Annotated in this window: 12 protein-coding genes; 9 read left to right on the forward strand and 3 right to left on the reverse strand. The window is 27.0% G+C overall.

The window, feature by feature from the left end:
- Positions 1-28: 28 nt before the first annotated feature.
- From J3U20_RS04640 to J3U20_RS04655, 4 genes are all read left to right on the forward strand, one after another.
- Positions 29-1,222, forward strand: a complete 1,194-nt coding sequence (locus J3U20_RS04640) for a hypothetical protein (protein ID WP_160541833.1) — start codon at positions 29-31, stop codon at positions 1,220-1,222.
- Between the two features lie 229 nt (positions 1,223-1,451).
- Positions 1,452-2,858: a T9SS type A sorting domain-containing protein gene (locus J3U20_RS04645; protein ID WP_160541834.1), complete on the forward strand. Its 1,407-nt coding sequence runs from the start codon at positions 1,452-1,454 to the stop codon at positions 2,856-2,858.
- Between the two features lie 47 nt (positions 2,859-2,905).
- Complete coding sequence (locus J3U20_RS04650) at positions 2,906-4,096, forward strand: hypothetical protein (RefSeq protein WP_160541835.1); 1,191 nt, start codon at positions 2,906-2,908, stop codon at positions 4,094-4,096.
- Between the two features lie 123 nt (positions 4,097-4,219).
- The gene (locus tag J3U20_RS04655; protein ID WP_160541836.1) at positions 4,220-5,167 is read left to right on the forward strand and encodes a DMT family transporter; all 948 of its coding nucleotides are present in this window, start codon (positions 4,220-4,222) and stop codon (positions 5,165-5,167) included.
- A gap of 94 nt (positions 5,168-5,261) precedes the next feature.
- On the opposite strand, the gene J3U20_RS04660 is transcribed toward J3U20_RS04655, so the two are convergent.
- Both J3U20_RS04660 and J3U20_RS04665 read right to left on the reverse strand, forming a co-directional pair.
- Positions 5,262-6,593, reverse strand: a complete 1,332-nt coding sequence (locus tag J3U20_RS04660) for an HTTM domain-containing protein (RefSeq protein ID WP_160541837.1) — start codon at positions 6,591-6,593, stop codon at positions 5,262-5,264.
- 783 nt (positions 6,594-7,376) lie between these two features.
- Positions 7,377-8,897 carry a lipopolysaccharide biosynthesis protein gene (locus J3U20_RS04665; RefSeq protein WP_160541838.1) on the reverse strand — a complete coding sequence of 507 codons (1,521 nt, stop codon included), beginning with the start codon at positions 8,895-8,897 and terminating at the stop codon, positions 7,377-7,379.
- Positions 8,898-9,150: 253 nt separating this feature from the next.
- Between J3U20_RS04665 and J3U20_RS04670 the strand changes: the two genes are divergently transcribed.
- Positions 9,151-9,699: a hypothetical protein gene (locus J3U20_RS04670; RefSeq protein WP_160541839.1), complete on the forward strand. Its 549-nt coding sequence runs from the start codon at positions 9,151-9,153 to the stop codon at positions 9,697-9,699.
- 556 nt (positions 9,700-10,255) lie between these two features.
- Here J3U20_RS04670 and J3U20_RS04675 read toward each other — a convergent pair.
- A complete protein-coding gene (locus J3U20_RS04675; RefSeq protein WP_160541840.1) occupies positions 10,256-11,200 on the reverse strand; it encodes a 3-oxoacyl-ACP synthase III family protein in 945 nt (314 codons plus the stop codon).
- A 418-nt stretch (positions 11,201-11,618) separates the two neighbouring features.
- Here J3U20_RS04675 and J3U20_RS04680 point away from each other — a divergent pair, with 418 nt between their 5' ends.
- The 4 genes from J3U20_RS04680 to J3U20_RS04695 all read left to right on the forward strand — a co-directional run bounded on the left by J3U20_RS04680 (position 11,619) and on the right by J3U20_RS04695 (position 16,804).
- The gene (locus tag J3U20_RS04680; RefSeq protein WP_160541841.1) at positions 11,619-12,836 is read left to right on the forward strand and encodes a DUF6051 family protein; all 1,218 of its coding nucleotides are present in this window, start codon (positions 11,619-11,621) and stop codon (positions 12,834-12,836) included.
- 562 nt (positions 12,837-13,398) lie between these two features.
- A complete protein-coding gene (locus J3U20_RS04685; protein WP_160541842.1) occupies positions 13,399-15,258 on the forward strand; it encodes a hypothetical protein in 1,860 nt (619 codons plus the stop codon).
- A gap of 684 nt (positions 15,259-15,942) precedes the next feature.
- Positions 15,943-16,134 carry a hypothetical protein gene (locus J3U20_RS04690; protein ID WP_160541843.1) on the forward strand — a complete coding sequence of 64 codons (192 nt, stop codon included), beginning with the start codon at positions 15,943-15,945 and terminating at the stop codon, positions 16,132-16,134.
- A gap of 202 nt (positions 16,135-16,336) precedes the next feature.
- Entirely contained in the window at positions 16,337-16,804 is a 468-nt protein-coding gene (locus J3U20_RS04695; protein WP_160541844.1) for a hypothetical protein, read from the forward strand.
- The last annotated feature ends 253 nt before the right edge of the window (positions 16,805-17,057 follow it).

Below are 17,057 nucleotides of genomic sequence, written 5' to 3' on the forward strand. Positions count from 1 at the left end.
TTTAATAATTCACCAAAAAATAGAGACAATGAAAAATATAATTATACTACTAAGCATACTATTTTTTACAGTTATATATGCGCAAAACCCTAAGATTAATACCTTAAATACTTTTGAAGGTTCGAATCAAGTAAAAACTATTATAAAGAATACGAAAGGCAATTATGTGCTATTAGAAAATACATGGTATTTTGAGCCTGAATTTGAAGATGTTTATTCCATAATAATAAAGGAATTAACTGATGAAGGCAAGGTTATATGGTCAAGAAAATTAGAAAAGGTAAATACAAGTGAAAAAGGTATTTTTTTAATAGAGAATGATAAAGGGTATTCAATTTTTACTGAGGATGGTCAATTGATCAAAATTGATAATTCAGGAATTATTTATTTTAGAAAGAAAACAGGTATTATAATGCCTCGAAATATATTGGCATCAAGTAAAGGAGGTTTTTTTCTTTCAAACACTTTTAATAAAAAAGAGGATATATGGATATATAAGTTAAATTCAGAAGGTGAAATAGAATGGGAAATAACTAAAGATCAGTATAAGGCAGTATATGTTTCAATAAGACAAAAATCTTTAAACGGAAATTATTTGGCGTTAGTAAAAAAGAAAGATAAATCAGATGCTTCAAATTTCTATATAATGGAATTTACTGATTATGGTGAAATAATATCAGAAAAACAAATACCTAATCATATCATTTATCAATCTAATAAAAATCTAGATTTTTATCAAGACAGGTCCGGTAATTATTTAGTTTTCAGTACAGAAGATACTTCTGATCATGAAGTCAAATATAATTTAAGTTCAGAAGATATCAGATTAGTGAAATTAGATAAAGATTTTAATGTAATATTTAATAAATTATATGGTTTTGCAATAGGTAATGACTTTTATTCAACCTATTTAGGAAAAATTATTGAATCGGAAGAAGGAGGATATCTTTTTATCTGTGAGGAGAAATTTAATACAACAACTTATTTTGATAGTAGTATATTTAAGATTGATGAGAATGGAAATGTACAATGGTATGAATCTTTTCATCTTAATAAGGCTAATTTTATTGATTCTTTAATTCCAATGGGTAAAAATACCTATATGGTATCTATATACTCAGAGTTTAATCCAATGAATTATTTTTCAGAAACAAATATTTTTAAAATTACAGATAATTTAAATTCTAAATTTAATCCGTTGTTGTGTCCGGCAGAAGATTAAAGATTAAAAAAAGTGATTTAAAATTTTATTAATTATAAAGCTAGATTATTTGAAAAATAATCTAGTTTTTTTATGAAATATAAAAATTAAAGAAAAATTTATTATTCCAAACAACATAGTTTCCATTTGTTCATAGTCGGATAATACTTTTTTATAATAAATATTAAAATCCCGTAGAGTGTTTTATCCAAGATTACTACTTTTATGCACTAAAAAATAAAAGTGATTTATGAAAAAAATTTTACTAGTTCTATGGGCAAGTGTTCTTACCTTGCAAGAAAGCAATGCGCAAAGTGCAGAGGTACTTTGGGAAAATAATTTAAACTATTCTATTGCTGATGTCGCTAAAACATTATCCGGGTATGCTTTAGCTGTTAATGAAGAAATATACTTTTATGGAAGGAATAGAACAAGTTCAAAGTTAATTTTTACTGATATAGATGGAAAAGTTGGTAAAGAAATGCATTTAAGTGAAGATATTTATGGAGTAGACAGAGAAGTATATCGGTTAATGGGAGAAAAAGACGGTTATATTATTTTTGGAATAGACAAATATGATTATTTTGATTTTCCTAAAAAAGGAGAAAATGGTGTATGGATAATGAAAACCGATTGTAACGGATATGAGATTTCAACAAAATTTATAGATTTTAATCAGAGATTGGATAGAAGAAATAAATTAATTTCTTACAGTTTCAAAGATTTGCAAATTATGTCTGTACTACCAGTTAGTGATGGTTATCTTATTACGGTAAAAAAAACAGACCCACACATAGATAAATATGAAGGAATAATAATTAAAGTTAATAAATCCGGAGAAGAACAATGGCGTACTATTTTAGATAAATCATTGGGTGGGTATTGTATAGCTATTAGGGAAGATCTCGATCAAAACTATATTTTTATAACACAATATGAGGAATATATGTCAGGCAAATTCGGTAGTTCCTATTTATTGAAGGTAAATAAAGACGGCATTAACATTGAAAATAAAGAAATCAAGGAAATGTATAATGCTTTATCTGAAATAAATTATGTAAGAAATAAAAGTAAAAAATTATTATTTTCCTATAAAATTGCAAATAATAAGTTGAATATAATTGAAATAAATGAAGAGGGGGAAAAGATTTCTAATTTAACTTTTATTGGTGAAAATAACGATAAATCGATTTTAAATTCACTTGAAACGGCAGACGGTTTTTATTTATTGTCGGAAAACACAACTTTAACTAAAATTAATAAGCAAAAGAAAATTATTTGGAAAAAAACTTTTACTAATGATGATAATAATACAATCTCATTCATCAAAGATTTGGGAAGTAATGAATATATATTAGTAAATAAATATAAAATTAGTAAAATAAAAGATAGTAAATTTTTAGGAATTGAAAATCAGACTAATAAAGAAGAGCAAATTATTTTATATCCAAATCCGGTAGATGCTTATCTAAATATAAAAATACCTACTGATCAAAAAGTAAAGAAAATATTTATTACAGATATCACAGGAAAAATTATTTTACAAGAATACAAATATCTGGATAAAATAGATATGTCTATGTTTATACCGGGAATTTATATACTAAAAATAGAGAGTGAGTCAGATGTATATGTTCAAAAAATACTTAAAAACTAAGTAAAAATATTTTTAGTTAATTAATTCATAAACATAATAAATAGATAATGAAAAATATAATTATATTAATAGGAATTTTGATTTATGCAACCCTGTCTGCACAAGATCCAACTGTGGAATTGAAAAAAACTTTAAATACTTATCAAATGTCATCTATGATAAAAACTAAGGATGGAAATTTTATGTTTACAGGCTATTCTAAAGATTTATATCTGAAAGATTCTTTGACTGGGGTTATTTTCATGCCATGTAAAGCAGTTTATATAACGAAATTAGATAAAGAAGGTGATCTTTTATGGACAAAATTTTTATCAGATGGAAAGTCTGAACAATCCGGACAATTCATTGCGGAAGGTGAATCAGGTTTTTTAATTCTGATAAATGGATCCCAATTGATTAAAGTTGACTATTTTGGAAACAAAATTTGGGAAAAAAATGTGGGTGAAGTATCAAAATTAATATCATCAGACGATGGAGGTTATATAGTCAGTGGAAGTTTTGAAGGGGGTAAAGTATGGCTTTATAAATTGTCAGATGCAGGAGAAATCCAATGGAAGATTTCTCAAGATCAATATAAAATAAAAAATATAACTAATCTCATAAGGACAATTGATAATCAATTTATTTTGTTAGATAACAGAAAAGATGATAAGGGAAATAATAAATTTTACCTCGTTAAATTTAAAGATGGAGGTAGTATAACATGGGAAAAAGAACTATCTCCCGAGATTTTTTCAAAGTCAAGATATAATCAGATACTTATTCAAGATAAATTTGGAAATTATATTATAGCAAGTGATGAAACATATGAAACAAGTTCTGATTATAGAATAACTAAATGGGATGAACAAGGGAATTTAGTTTTTAGTAAGATATATGGATTAATGAAAGGAGATTACTATTCTAAATCAATAAAGTTGTATGAAATAGTAAATACACTTATTGAAGCAGAAAATGGAGGATATATTATTGGAGGAAAATTTTTTAAAATCGGAACTAGAGGTTTAAGCTATGGATACTTATTTAGAATTGATGATCAAGGTAGATTTTTATGGAGTACGCAATTAGACATAGATAAATTTACAAGTTTAGATATATTAAAACCTATTGAAAAAAATAAATTTTTAATAGGAATAAATAATAATCATTCAAAAAGTCAAGAGAATATATCAATACTTACGATAACAGATAATTTTGATGCTAAATACGATCCAATGCTTTGTCCATTAGTCGAATAATTAGTTAATCGGCATTTGATGTCTAAAAAAATTAAAACATATGTAAACTAGATTATTTTTTGAATAATCTAGTTTTTTTTGTGAAATATAAGAAATACATTTGCAGCAAATTTTGCACTAAAAATGAGGGCAGCAAGGTATATATTATTACGCTTACCAAGAAAGTCAAAAGCACTGGTTGGAAAATATGGAAAAGGATTCTTTTTTAAAGGATCATTGAGCGCAATTATTTCATCCATGACCTATGGATTAATTCCTTTATTTAGCATTCCTTTAATGAAAAAAGGATTGAATTTTGATACTGTTTTGTTTTATCGATTTTTATTGGCGTGTATTGCTGTCGCAATACTGATGAAAATAAAAAAAGTACATTTTTCAGTTTCCTTGAAAGAATTTAAAGCATTAACAGTTCTAAGTTTACTTTGCAATACTTGTTCACTCTTTTTCTTTCTATCCTATACGTATTTAGGAGGAGGAGTTACCACTACCGTCCATTTTTTATATCCTGTTTTTGTTACCATCATTATGGGAATCTTTTTTCGTGAAAAAATTTCCGTTAAAGGTTTTATATCAATACTATTGGCTGTTGTTGGTGTTGCCCTTTTATCTTTGGGGGAAGGAATAGGTCACATCAATTTCAAAGGAATAGTGTTTGCTCTTTCAGCTGCAATATTTTATGCATTTTTTCTGGTATTATCCGTTAAATCAACCGTAAAAGATATGCCAGTGCTTAGATATACCTTTTATATTCAAGTTATTGGCGTGGTTTATCTTCTTATATTTTGTTTATTGACCGGTTCTTTTCAATGGTTTCCGGTAAAAGATACTTCATGTGTTCTAAATATAACATTATTAGCTTTAATTCCAACCATAGTATCAATTATAACTTTAGTTGAGGCGGTTAGAAGAATAGGATCTACTCTCACCTCAGTTTTAGGCGCATTTGAGCCCATTACCGCTGTTATTATAGGAGTAGTAGTGTTTTCAGAACCCTTTTCTTCAATGATGTTAGTTGGTATTCTCCTTATAATAGTGGGTGTTTTTGGGATTATAGTATCCCAAAAAAAGTAATGATATGATTTAATTTATTCTTACTATATTAAACAATACAAGTAGCAAGCTTCAATTTTATTTAGCATTTGTCTGTTAAATTTAATATAAAAATCTATTTTCTGTAATCATCATATAAAAGAATCCAATCGGAATGTTTAAAATAGTCCCAGCTTACTTCTGCTAAATCAATTTTTGGGTCAATAAATCTCTTATAGGGATGATCATTTACGGATACTTGAGTATCGGCATAAATTTCTACATCTTTATGACGCAATTTGGAATCCTCTTTTATATATTGAGCCGCTTGCCATATAAAGTCAGGGTAACAATTGATTCTAAGTATTTGTTTATCAGTAAATATATCCTGCATACGAAACGGCAGAATTTTTTTAGTTTTTTTATCAATAACAGTAAAATGTGTAGACCCATTACGCTGTCTCAGCATCATTCTCCAACTTAACCGATGCCCCTCTTCAGTCCAAAATACATTTCCTTTAATGAAATAATGACGTATAGGTAAAATCAATTGAATGGTGAAATAAATTACTAAAAGAAAATACACTGTTTTTTTATTAGAGTAATTATATTTATTTTCTTCAAAAGAAATATGTGGACGCTTTTTGAAAAATATTTTACGGATAGTTTCCGGAGGATAGAAAAAAACGGTAAAGCTTAAGGCAAAATAGGGGAAAATTCCTACGTTTAGAATAAACGAATTAGCAAGATGAAATATTAAACAGGCAAGTAAGGCTAACGTTCGAGTTTTTTTCCAAAGCATTAAAGGAACAACCAATCCGTCAAATATAATTCCAAGATAAGCTATAGAAATATAAAACCATTTTTGGGTGAAAAATTGACCGATTAAAGGGATATTAGTTTTATTGGAATATAATAAACGCGTAAAAGTTCCATCTAACCAATCAGGATAAAGTTTAGCAATACATGCAAAAAAATATAAAATGGATATTTGAAATAATAAAACGAATGAGCACCATTGAGGCATGGTCAAAGATCTTATATTTTTATTTCTTTTTGAGTCCAAAGAATAATAAGCATTCGCAGGTAAAAAGAGCATAATAATGCATATTAGAATTAAAAAATAATAATGATTATTATAAGCTGTTTTTTGCATTAAATATTGAGCCGTCCATAATATAGTAAAACATAAAAGACTTAAACGATATCTATAACCCATCATAACCAAAAGTCCCAATATACCTAAACAAATAAAATAAATATACATACCATATCCCGGTAGAGGGTGGAGCCATGTAAAACCAATAAACGGGAAAAAGACTTTAGGAGTAATTAAATTGATGTTTACCCAACCTGTTAAAATTGCCCCCCAAGTTTCCGCCAATAGCAAAAATCCAAATAGTATACGGAATACAATCAATGGTGAATTATCTATTTTGCGAAATAAACTTTGTCTTGATAGTACCATGCTATATTTATTTGTTATACAATAAAGATAATAAATAAAAAATAATTCAAAATAAATGATTTCGGGTAAATTGAATAATGATATAAGTTCTATTGCTGAATGGATTTTTAAAATAAGAAAACATATTTAGGATTAATTCCCTTTGAATTTCCAAATATTGATGATCAAGTAAGACTATTAGTACAAAGAAAAAATTTAACTGTTACCATTGATGACCTGGTAAGGAAATTTAATTTTGATTAGATCTTATTATAATACACATAATTTATTACAATTGAGTACAGCATTAAACTTTTTAAAAATTTAAAGCGGCCATACAATGACCGCTTTATTTGTTTTCACAGCATAAATAAGAATATCTATCTGTGAATGCTCAAAATTATAATTATAAGATAAAATAAATATTAATGCAAATATAGTAAATTTATTTTAATATGCTATTATAAATATTTATTTATATATTTAATTATTATAATTAATAGAATAAATAAATATATTTATTTAAATATTCTATGGTTAAAGTACGTTAAACAAGCGGTTAAACAATAAATGTAAATTATATATTTATTTTATAAAATTTTAATTATCAATCATAATGATATAAAATAATAAAATTGAATTTTTTAATTTAAAATTGTTTGTCTTTTAAAAAAGTATCATTAACAATCAAGGTTGTTCTTGGTTATATGTAAGAGATAGTAGGGCTATAGATTGATAAATGTTTAATAACGAAGATATCTATTATGATAGAAAAAAATTGAATGTAGTAAATACTACTGGAAATTAGTTCTTTTTGCGTTTTTTCAGTTGTACGAGTTTTTTTCTAAAAATTTGGACATCCTTATATTCAATTTTTAAAGTCAGGTATAAGAAAATAAAAAATAAAATATTACCAACCCCAATTCTCACGGCCATTCGATTGCTGCAATAATAGGCAATAAAGCTTAACAATGAACTTCCTCCTATATAAAAAATCAGTTTTCGGTAATTGTAGGGTATAGGATACTCTTTTTGTCCCCAAAAATAGGATATAAGCATCATGGTTAAGTATGACACAAAAGTTGCAATTGCACACGCCCAATAGCCAAGATCCGTATATTTCAATCCAATAAAATTTAAAACAACAGTTATGAATGCGCCAATTCCTGATATAATAGCACCATAATGAGTATTGTCAGATAATTTATACCAAATGGATAAATTGAGATATATTCCCAGAAACGTAGACCCTATTAATAAAACAGGCACAACCTGGAAGCCGCTCCAGTAGTCGGTGTTTCTAATATAAAGACGACCGATCCAATCTAAGTTGGCTACTAAGAATAATAAAATGAAGGCACTAAATATAGCATAATACTTCATTAAAGTAGCATACGTTTTTCCTGAATTTTTGTCGTCAGCGTGAGAAAAAAAGAAAGGCTCAACCCCCAACAGGTAAGCAGTCTTAAACAACGTTATAAAAGTAGCAATTTTGTATACAGCGCTGTAAATACCCATTTGAACTTCGGCAATACCTTCCGGAAGGAGATATTTAATAAATTGTCGATCCATGGTTTCATTAACAATCCCGGCTAGACCGGCAATGGTAATTGGCCACGCATATTTTAACATCTTTTTCCATAAAGAAAATTCAAAAGCATATTTGCCATCAAGCATGGTAGGAATTAAAGCAAGGAATGTAATAATACTTGCAAATAAGTTTGCAGCAAAAGCATAACCTATTCCATAATCAAAATTGTAAATCTTACTAAAAAAAACAGCGCCAATTCCACCATTTTCAATTTGTTTAGGAATCCAAAATATTAATATAATTGTGGAAAAAAACATGGTTACTGAATTCAGTATTTTTAAAGAAGCAAAATATAATGATCTGTTTTGAATCCTGAGTTTTGCAAAAGGAACAGCTGAAATAGCATCAGCAGCAAGAATAAATAGAAACCATACTAAAAAAATTACCTCATCAGGGTGTTTAAATGCTGAGGCTAACGGGTGTCTGGCAAGTATGCCAAACACTAAGAATAAGAGAGAAACAATGCAAACAGAGGAAAATGAAGTAAAATAAACTGCATTTTGTCTTTTTTCGTGGTCTTTAAATTTTTGAAAAAAACGAAAGAAAGTAGTTTCCATTCCGTGGGTAAGTAAAACAGAAAGTATACCCGCGGCTGAATAAAAATCAGCATATATTGAATATTTAGACGGACCGAAAGCTCGCACTAACATTGGAGTAAGGATAAATGGAAATACTCGGACTAAAACATTGCTTAATCCATATATTAATGTCTGACTAAATAACTTCTTATACAATGAGTTCTTTTTAAATAATTTCTGTTTCAGTTACGATAAATGTAATAATATAATTTTTAATTTTATATTATTGACAAATTTAATAAATTTGATTAGGTTTACAGATGTCAATTTTAAAATAGGGTAAAAGCTTAATGAAATTTATAATGAACTAACAGAGAGGTTTATAAGATTATTAAGTTCGCAATTGATATTGCATAGGCCTATATAAATATAATTATCTAAATAGCTACTAGACAAGCTAAATTTACAAATGAAAAAAATATATTTTCTTCACGGATATCAAACTTCAGGAAAAAAATTCAATTGCTTACAAAATTTTTATCGCAATAGTAAAGAATTTAGCCTTATATATTGGGAATGGGATGAATTTATGGACATTCCTAAATTTTTAGAAGAAAAAGCAAAAATTTTCGAGGAAGATAAAGGGGATAAAATTATTATGGCAGACAGTATGGGGGCAAATCTTGCTTGGAATTTGGTAAATTTCTTTAAAGATATTCATTATGTTATGACTAATCCTGTTTTCTCTTCGGAACAAATTAAAGATCAAAAACGGATTCCTCCCGAAATGAAAGAAAAAATATTTTCGGCTACTTCTGAAAACATTTTAAACAAAAATATACATCTTATTATCTCTAAAAATGATGAGGTTCTTTATCCGGAATATTATAAAAAAGTATTTGGTGAATCTTTAAAGGTGATGGAATTGGATGATTTACATGCCATTTCTCATATGGCTGAGTATATGCCTTTAATTCATCAAGTAATTTGTGAGGCATTTGAAAAATCCAAACAGTAAAAATTAATATTTATACTAGCTTCATAGAATTTTATTAAAAATAAATATTTGCATTATCGTCCAATAAAGATCTTGTTTAAAATTTATCAATATTAGTATACTTTTTAATTGAAAATACACATATAAATGTTAATTGTCTTTTATAAAAGTATACATATGATTAGTTAAATCTTACTTATAAAGTAGTTAACTAAAGATAATTATTTAAAATCTATAAAAAGATCTCTATAAGTTTTGTAAATCTTTTAGCATGATTACTAAAAGTTTCTAAAACGGATTTATAAACTACATTATGTTTAATATAGATATGTGTTTTAAAATTATTTCTTACTAGAATTCATAGAACTGTTTATTAATAAAGAACAACACTTTAAAATTATAAAAAACAATACCCGGCTATACAATAATTTACATTTTGTATAGTTAAAAATTAGCAAAATAAAATTTTAAGAATGTATTATAATACATTCTGAATAAACAAGATATTAAAATTTTATGATTCTTATAGCAATGAAATTTGAAATGGTAAGAACTTAAAATTAATATCAGTTAGTTTTTAATTAAATTTAATTAAGCATGTACCGCAAGAATAGCCGCCTCCAAAAACGGAAAGACATACAAGATCACCTTCTTTAAAAATATCATAATTCTGAGCAAAAACCAAAGGGGCACTTGCACACCCTGTATTGCCTAATTCTTCCACATTTGTAAGCGATTTATTTTCATCTAACCCTAATTCATGACATACATTATTTAAAATTCTTTTATTTGCTTGATGACCGATAAAATAAGTTAGATCAGATATCGTATAACCATTTTTCTTGATTATAGCATCTGTTAGCTTTGTTAAATATATACACGCTTGAGTAAATACATCTTTACCATAAGGCATATGTAAACCATTTTTAGGCTCCATAGTAACCGCTTTAGGTCCATAGCCTATATTACCAAGACCAAGTGTATTAATATCTATAACTTCAGCTTCATTTGGACGCATAGGTTCTGAGGAAAAAAATAGAGCAACGGCAGCATCTCCCCATAAATGTCCGGATTGAATGTCTTTGTCATCTGAATAGCTGGAGTTTCTATCAGCACTTATTAATAATGCTTTTGAAGATATTTTGCTTTTAAAAAAAGAATTAATAATTTCCATACCATTGATGGCAGAAGAACAAGCAGAAGATATATAAAAAGCTTTGGCATTGTTTATGTTAAACTCTTTTTGAATAATATGAGCTGTAGTCCCCACCGTATCATTGGGTGTATAAGAAGCAAATACAATTAAATCTACTTCACTAATGTCGTAAGGCAAATTTTTAACAGCATCTTCAACGGCTTTAATGCTCATGTAGTCTATAGTTTCTTCTTCTGAAGCTCTGGCTCGGGTCAAAATCCCGGTCCTCTTAAAATACCAATCTTCTGATAAATCATTAAGTTTTGCAAAATAACTATTAGTAACTCTCTTAGTAGGTATATAACATCCTTTAGAATTTATAAACATTTTAAAATATTTAATTATTAAAATTTTTGCAAATATAGTCTTCTAATAAGTTATTTTTTAATTTATTTAGCTGAGTTTTATTAAAAGAACGCATATATTAACATATTATTAAGGGTAATTTAACATCAAATTTTATGCCATTGCAAATTATTTGTAAAATTAATTCAAAAAAAATGATTATAATTTAACTAATTGGTTAAATTTATATTTATAATGTATTTTTTGTTTTTAAGAAAATATTGAATCATATGCGAATATTTTTTTTAATAATAAAATTAAATTATCTTTATTATTGCGAAAAAATATGGGTTTATATCCTATATATATTCGGAAAAATTATTATAATTGTAGCCTAAAATACCTAATAATAGTATAATTATTTGTGAGTCAATACCTAACTACAAATTTTAACATATAAATGAAATATTTAGACTTGTTTAATTATTTAAAGAAAATTGAAAATTATACAACGGATGAAATTGAAATAGACGAGAATTTGGTTATAAGAAATTTTTCATTTAAATCAAATTATCGATTTATACTTCCAGGTGGTTTAGGTAATAATGATGATTATGAGTTCTTAAGTAATCCAATTAACGATCATGATCCGGATGTCATACAAAAGATGCTTAATAAAAAAGATGCAGATATATCCGAGAATATTGAGTTTCGTTATCATATAATAATGCCTAAAAAAGAAAAAAAGGCAAAAGAAATAATTATTCTATTTCATGGGTTTAATGAAAAGTATTGGAGTAAGTATTTACCCTGGGCAACCTATTTAGCAGAAAAAACCGGAAAAGCTATTGTTTTATTTCCAATGGCATTTCATATGAATAGGGCTCCCTTGTTGTGGAGTAATTCCAGAGAAATGTATCGGGTAAGTGAGGAACGAAAAAAAAGAATTCCCATACTTATATGTTCCAGCCTTTCAAATGTAGCAATAAGTACACGTATAAATAATAAACCTCAACGGTTTATTTGGTCGGGTTTACAATCTTATTACGATGTTATAGATTTTGTTGAAGATATTAAAGAAGATCTACATCCGGCAATTGATAAAGATGCTAAAATTGACTTTTTTGCCTATTCCATTGGTGCTTTTTTAGCTGAAGTTTTAAAAATGAGCAACAGAAACGGTTATTTTTCAGATACCAAATGTGCCATTTTTTGTGGAGGTGCCGTATTTAACCGATTAACACCCGTTTCCAAATTTATTTTGGATAGTGAAGCCGGAGTTGGGTTATATTCCTTTATTGTTGAACATATGGAAAGTCATATGAAAAGAGACGAGATTCTTCGACACTATATGTATACTGAACCGGAGGGGCCTAATTTCAGGAGTATGCTTTGTTATAAAAACCTAATTAAAGAAAGGGAAGAAACATTTAGAAAAATCAGCGATCAATTTTATGTAATCACTTTGGCTAAAGATGAAGTGATTCCTTCCTACGAAATTATGAATACATTGCAAGGAACGGCAAGAGATATTCCGGTAAAAATTGAATTAATGGATTATCCATACACATATATTCACGAAGACCCATTTCCTTGTGGAAAAGAAATCTCAGATGAAGTTGATGAATGTTTTACCTATACATTTGATAAAATTTGTAATTTCTTAATGGAAAAATAAATTATTGTTCTTCCATCTGTTTAAAAACATCCTTTTTACTTGGTATAAAAAATACAAACTATTTTAAATTTAGTAGCTGTTTATCCGGGTTTAGCTTGATGTATACTAAATTAGAATTAGAATTTTCTATATTAAATCATATAATGCTTAAAAAAACATAATATATTCTGCAAATTGAAATCATAGATGGTAAGTTTTAAAAATTTTCTGACTAAATCTAATAGTTTATTATTTATAGAGTAGATTTAAAAAAATTCATCAATTTTAAATAACCGATAAATAGTCTATTGATTATTAATTACACATTTTTGTTCTTTTTTGTTCTTAATAAATTTTAATTACATAAATTATTTTATGGTTCTTATTTAAATATTTAACGTTTTAGCTATCAAGAAGTAAAGGGTAAAAATTTTTACGAACCTAATTAATAATTTATAATTTTTATATAAGAATTTTAATAAATATTCAAAATTTTATGTATAAAAGGCTAATTAATTGTGAAAAATTTTATAATTTTAAAAAATACAATTAATAATAATACTATAACTACTAAAATTTGATTATGAGCAAGCCTAACTATTTGATTATTTTCTTATTATTTATTTACACACTTAATGCGCAAGTAGGAATTGGAAATGAATTTCCGGATCCACAAACGATGTTAGATATCTCTTCCCCTGAAAATAACAAGGGAATTTTAATACCAAGACTAAGTCAGAAACAAAGAGATTCTATTGAAACCACTGTTAGCAAAAATGGTTTGTTGATATTTAATACAACTGAAAACTGCTTTAATTACTGGAATAAGATCGAAGCGAGATGGATTAGTATTTGCGGTAATAAGTTAAGTGCTGATTTCAGCATAGATTGTTCCACTATTAAAGTATTAGGAAATTATGTTAACGATGAAGCTCTTACCGCGGAAAATAAAATCGCTGTAACGGTGCATGTTACTAAACCGGGGCCCTATACAATTAATGCTGTTTCTTCTCCGGATAACAGGTATTTTTTTTCTAAATCAGGAGAATTTCTTTCAACAGGGACTTACACAATTGAAATTCCGGGATATGGTACTCCTATAGATTTTACCCCTGAAAATAATTCAGGAGATGAATTTACTTTAACAACTCAGGAAATAAATGAAGTTAATTCATGTAAATTTAATGTCGTTGTAAAACAGCGGGTAATGAAATCGGCATATAATTTAGATTGTTCTTCTATATCCGTTAAGGGATCTTATACAAGTGGATCTCAATTATCGCCAAATAATTATATTGAAGTAACCATAAGTTTTAATCCGATTAACATTGGAGCTCCATTATCTTTATATACAAATATTGTTGATGGTATTGGTTTTAAGACTGAAAATTTAACATTAGAAGGAGATCAGCAGAACAATAATAATATAATAACTCAAACGGTAAAGCTGCAAGGATATGGAATTCCGGAAGGTTATTCACCCAAAGAGTTAACTATATATTCTAACAGTGAATTATCAACCAGTTGTTCAGCATCGGTACCCATGACTTATTATTATGATTATGTGAAATTATATGCTACCGGTGCGGGAGTATATAATGCTTTGTCAACCGGTCCATATGGTGGTAATTTATCTTTAATGGTAAACAGTTCCGAAAATTTTGGTCCTTCACCAAACAGTATAGTTAAATTTAAAGGATGGATTGATAATAAAAATATATTAGATTCTCCCAAAGAAATAGAGTTAGAAAATTTGTTGCTGGGGGATAATCCACCGGATATACTTATTACAGGGCAAACATCTGAAATCACGCTTAAATCAGCTCCAATTTATGTAGAGTATCTTAAAAGAAAAGGGATTATGCTTCTTTTTATAGAAGATCAAAGTCGTGTAGAACGTTTTTTTAAAGCTTTATATCCTGATTTGCCGATCAAAGGCTCATTGTATACTGATCAAAAAGGAAATGGTATTGTATGGGATTTTACAGATGCGGATAGTTCTGTTTTAAATGGTCCTTTTGGAGACATACGAGGAAAAAAATGGGGAGATGATACTAGTCAAACAGCAGTTTTAGAATCATTGCCTATAGAAGATCTTGAAATATTTTCAGGAACTGAAGATGGAAGAATTTCTGCATTTAAACATAAAAAATATAATTTAATCTTTGTTGGAGATGGAGGATTTAATTCGTCACTTACTAATTATCCTAATAAAATGAATGGAAATGATGCAAGTTCTTATAAATATCCTATGTTAATAGATAAAGTTACAATTAACGATTATACATATCCTTATTATCCAATACCCAAGCCTAATTATGGAAATGTTAATATAGGAGGACCTATTCATACTATATATAATTCAATTTTTACCGCAAATGCAATTGCTTGGGCTATAGAAACAGCTCAAACCAACGGAATTAATTCTCAGTCGAGAGAATAAATCGATTGAAACCATGTAAAACATTATAGTTTTTTCAAGTTTCCGTTTGATTAACTAAAATAATATTTTTAGTAAAAGGTTACTGAATTATTGTAATAATTTTATGTATTTAAATTCAATAAAAAAATTAAAATTTAGAATTAAATTCTGATTTAAAAGAAAATAAATATAATTCTTAAATTAGATAATTGCCCTTTATGGTACTTTTACTTTTGATTCTAAGTTTGCAATTTCAACAATTTTAAGAGTAGTTTTTAATCACATCTGATGTTTCCATAGATGTTCACTAGGAATCATGCGATAATGTGTGATATTAATAATATTAACATATATTAGATCAATATTTATATTTATTATTTAATAAATTTCACTTGATGATAATAATTAATTATTTATTCAGTTAATTAAAAGTAATTATAATTACACATTTTATTTTATTTGTAATTTTGAGTAAGTTTATAGGTTAAGATTAAGCTGTTAGCTTTTTATTTTGTTATCTGAATTCTACCAAATTTAAATATATATGATAATAAGTAGAAACGATGGCAAATATCCAATGGAGGAAAAATACTTGTTCATTTATTTTAGGTTCTTTCAGATTACAATTAAGAGACTACAAACTCACAGCTTATTTTTATTAAAAAAATTGACTTTTGAGTTTGAAGTCCTTAAATAACTATAATCATGAAAAAATTATTAATTATTACATCTTTTACTTTAACAGCTGTGAGCTTTCTAACTTCATTTACAAATTCAGAAAAGGTATCACAAGAAAGAAATTGCCAGTACGGTCAATGTATTAAAATAAAAAAAGACGGGTACCAATGCCGAAATTGTGCACAACAAGGAAGCTATTATTGTTGGTCACACCGTTAAGATATTTACATTGGAAAAATAAGAAATCAATAGATTAATAAGAAAATTTTTATTGTGATATTTCCAAATCTAAAATTATAAAAAAGGTACTTGATTTTTAAATCTCAATATTTTTATATTTTAAAATTTGAATTAAATAAGTTTAGATATAAATGTATTGAGATTTTTTAAATTAAATAATTATCAATTCAAAGAAAATAAAATGAATGATAAATATATATTCGATTTATACATTTATTTAAATGGACCCCAAAAAGGTTATGATTTAAAAAGATTTAGGAAAGAAATATCAACTGATCCGGAGTATAATAAACGTGTTTATAAATATATTGGAGGTAAAAAAGCAGGAATTGATTACGATGCCTTTGCTGCTGCTACCGGGCTAACCGATTATTTGAAAAGAAAAAAAAATAAATTCAAAGAAAGTTATCAACCCGATGATCCGAATGACTCCGCTGATCAAATTTATGAGGCAGATTATGCATATGTCGAAAAAAGTAAACCAATAAAAGAAACTAAAATTAAACAGGTTAATTCACAACGAGGGGAACATATACAATATGTATTCTCAAATTATGGAATAATTATATCTATATTAGTTATTGTAATAGGTTTTACATGTAAAAGACTACTGTTGAATAAGAAAATAAATAAGAAAAATCAAGAATAAACATATCAATAGTATATATTTTTAATTTCATTTAAAATTAATGTAACGATTGTTTTATGATGGAATAATCTTATGCATTAAAATAATTTATTTAAAAATATATTTTATTGTAAAATAAACCCGTAAAATTTAGATAATAATATACTTTTGGTTGAAAATCTTATTAGTATAAAGTTAATATATTTAAGGATTTATGACTGACTTTAATAGTGTTAATAAATGTATAGAAATAGTTTTTAGCGCTTTAAAAGGA

This window comes from Apibacter sp. B3919 (assembly GCF_026537405.1).
GTDB lineage: Bacteria > Bacteroidota > Bacteroidia > Flavobacteriales > Weeksellaceae > Apibacter.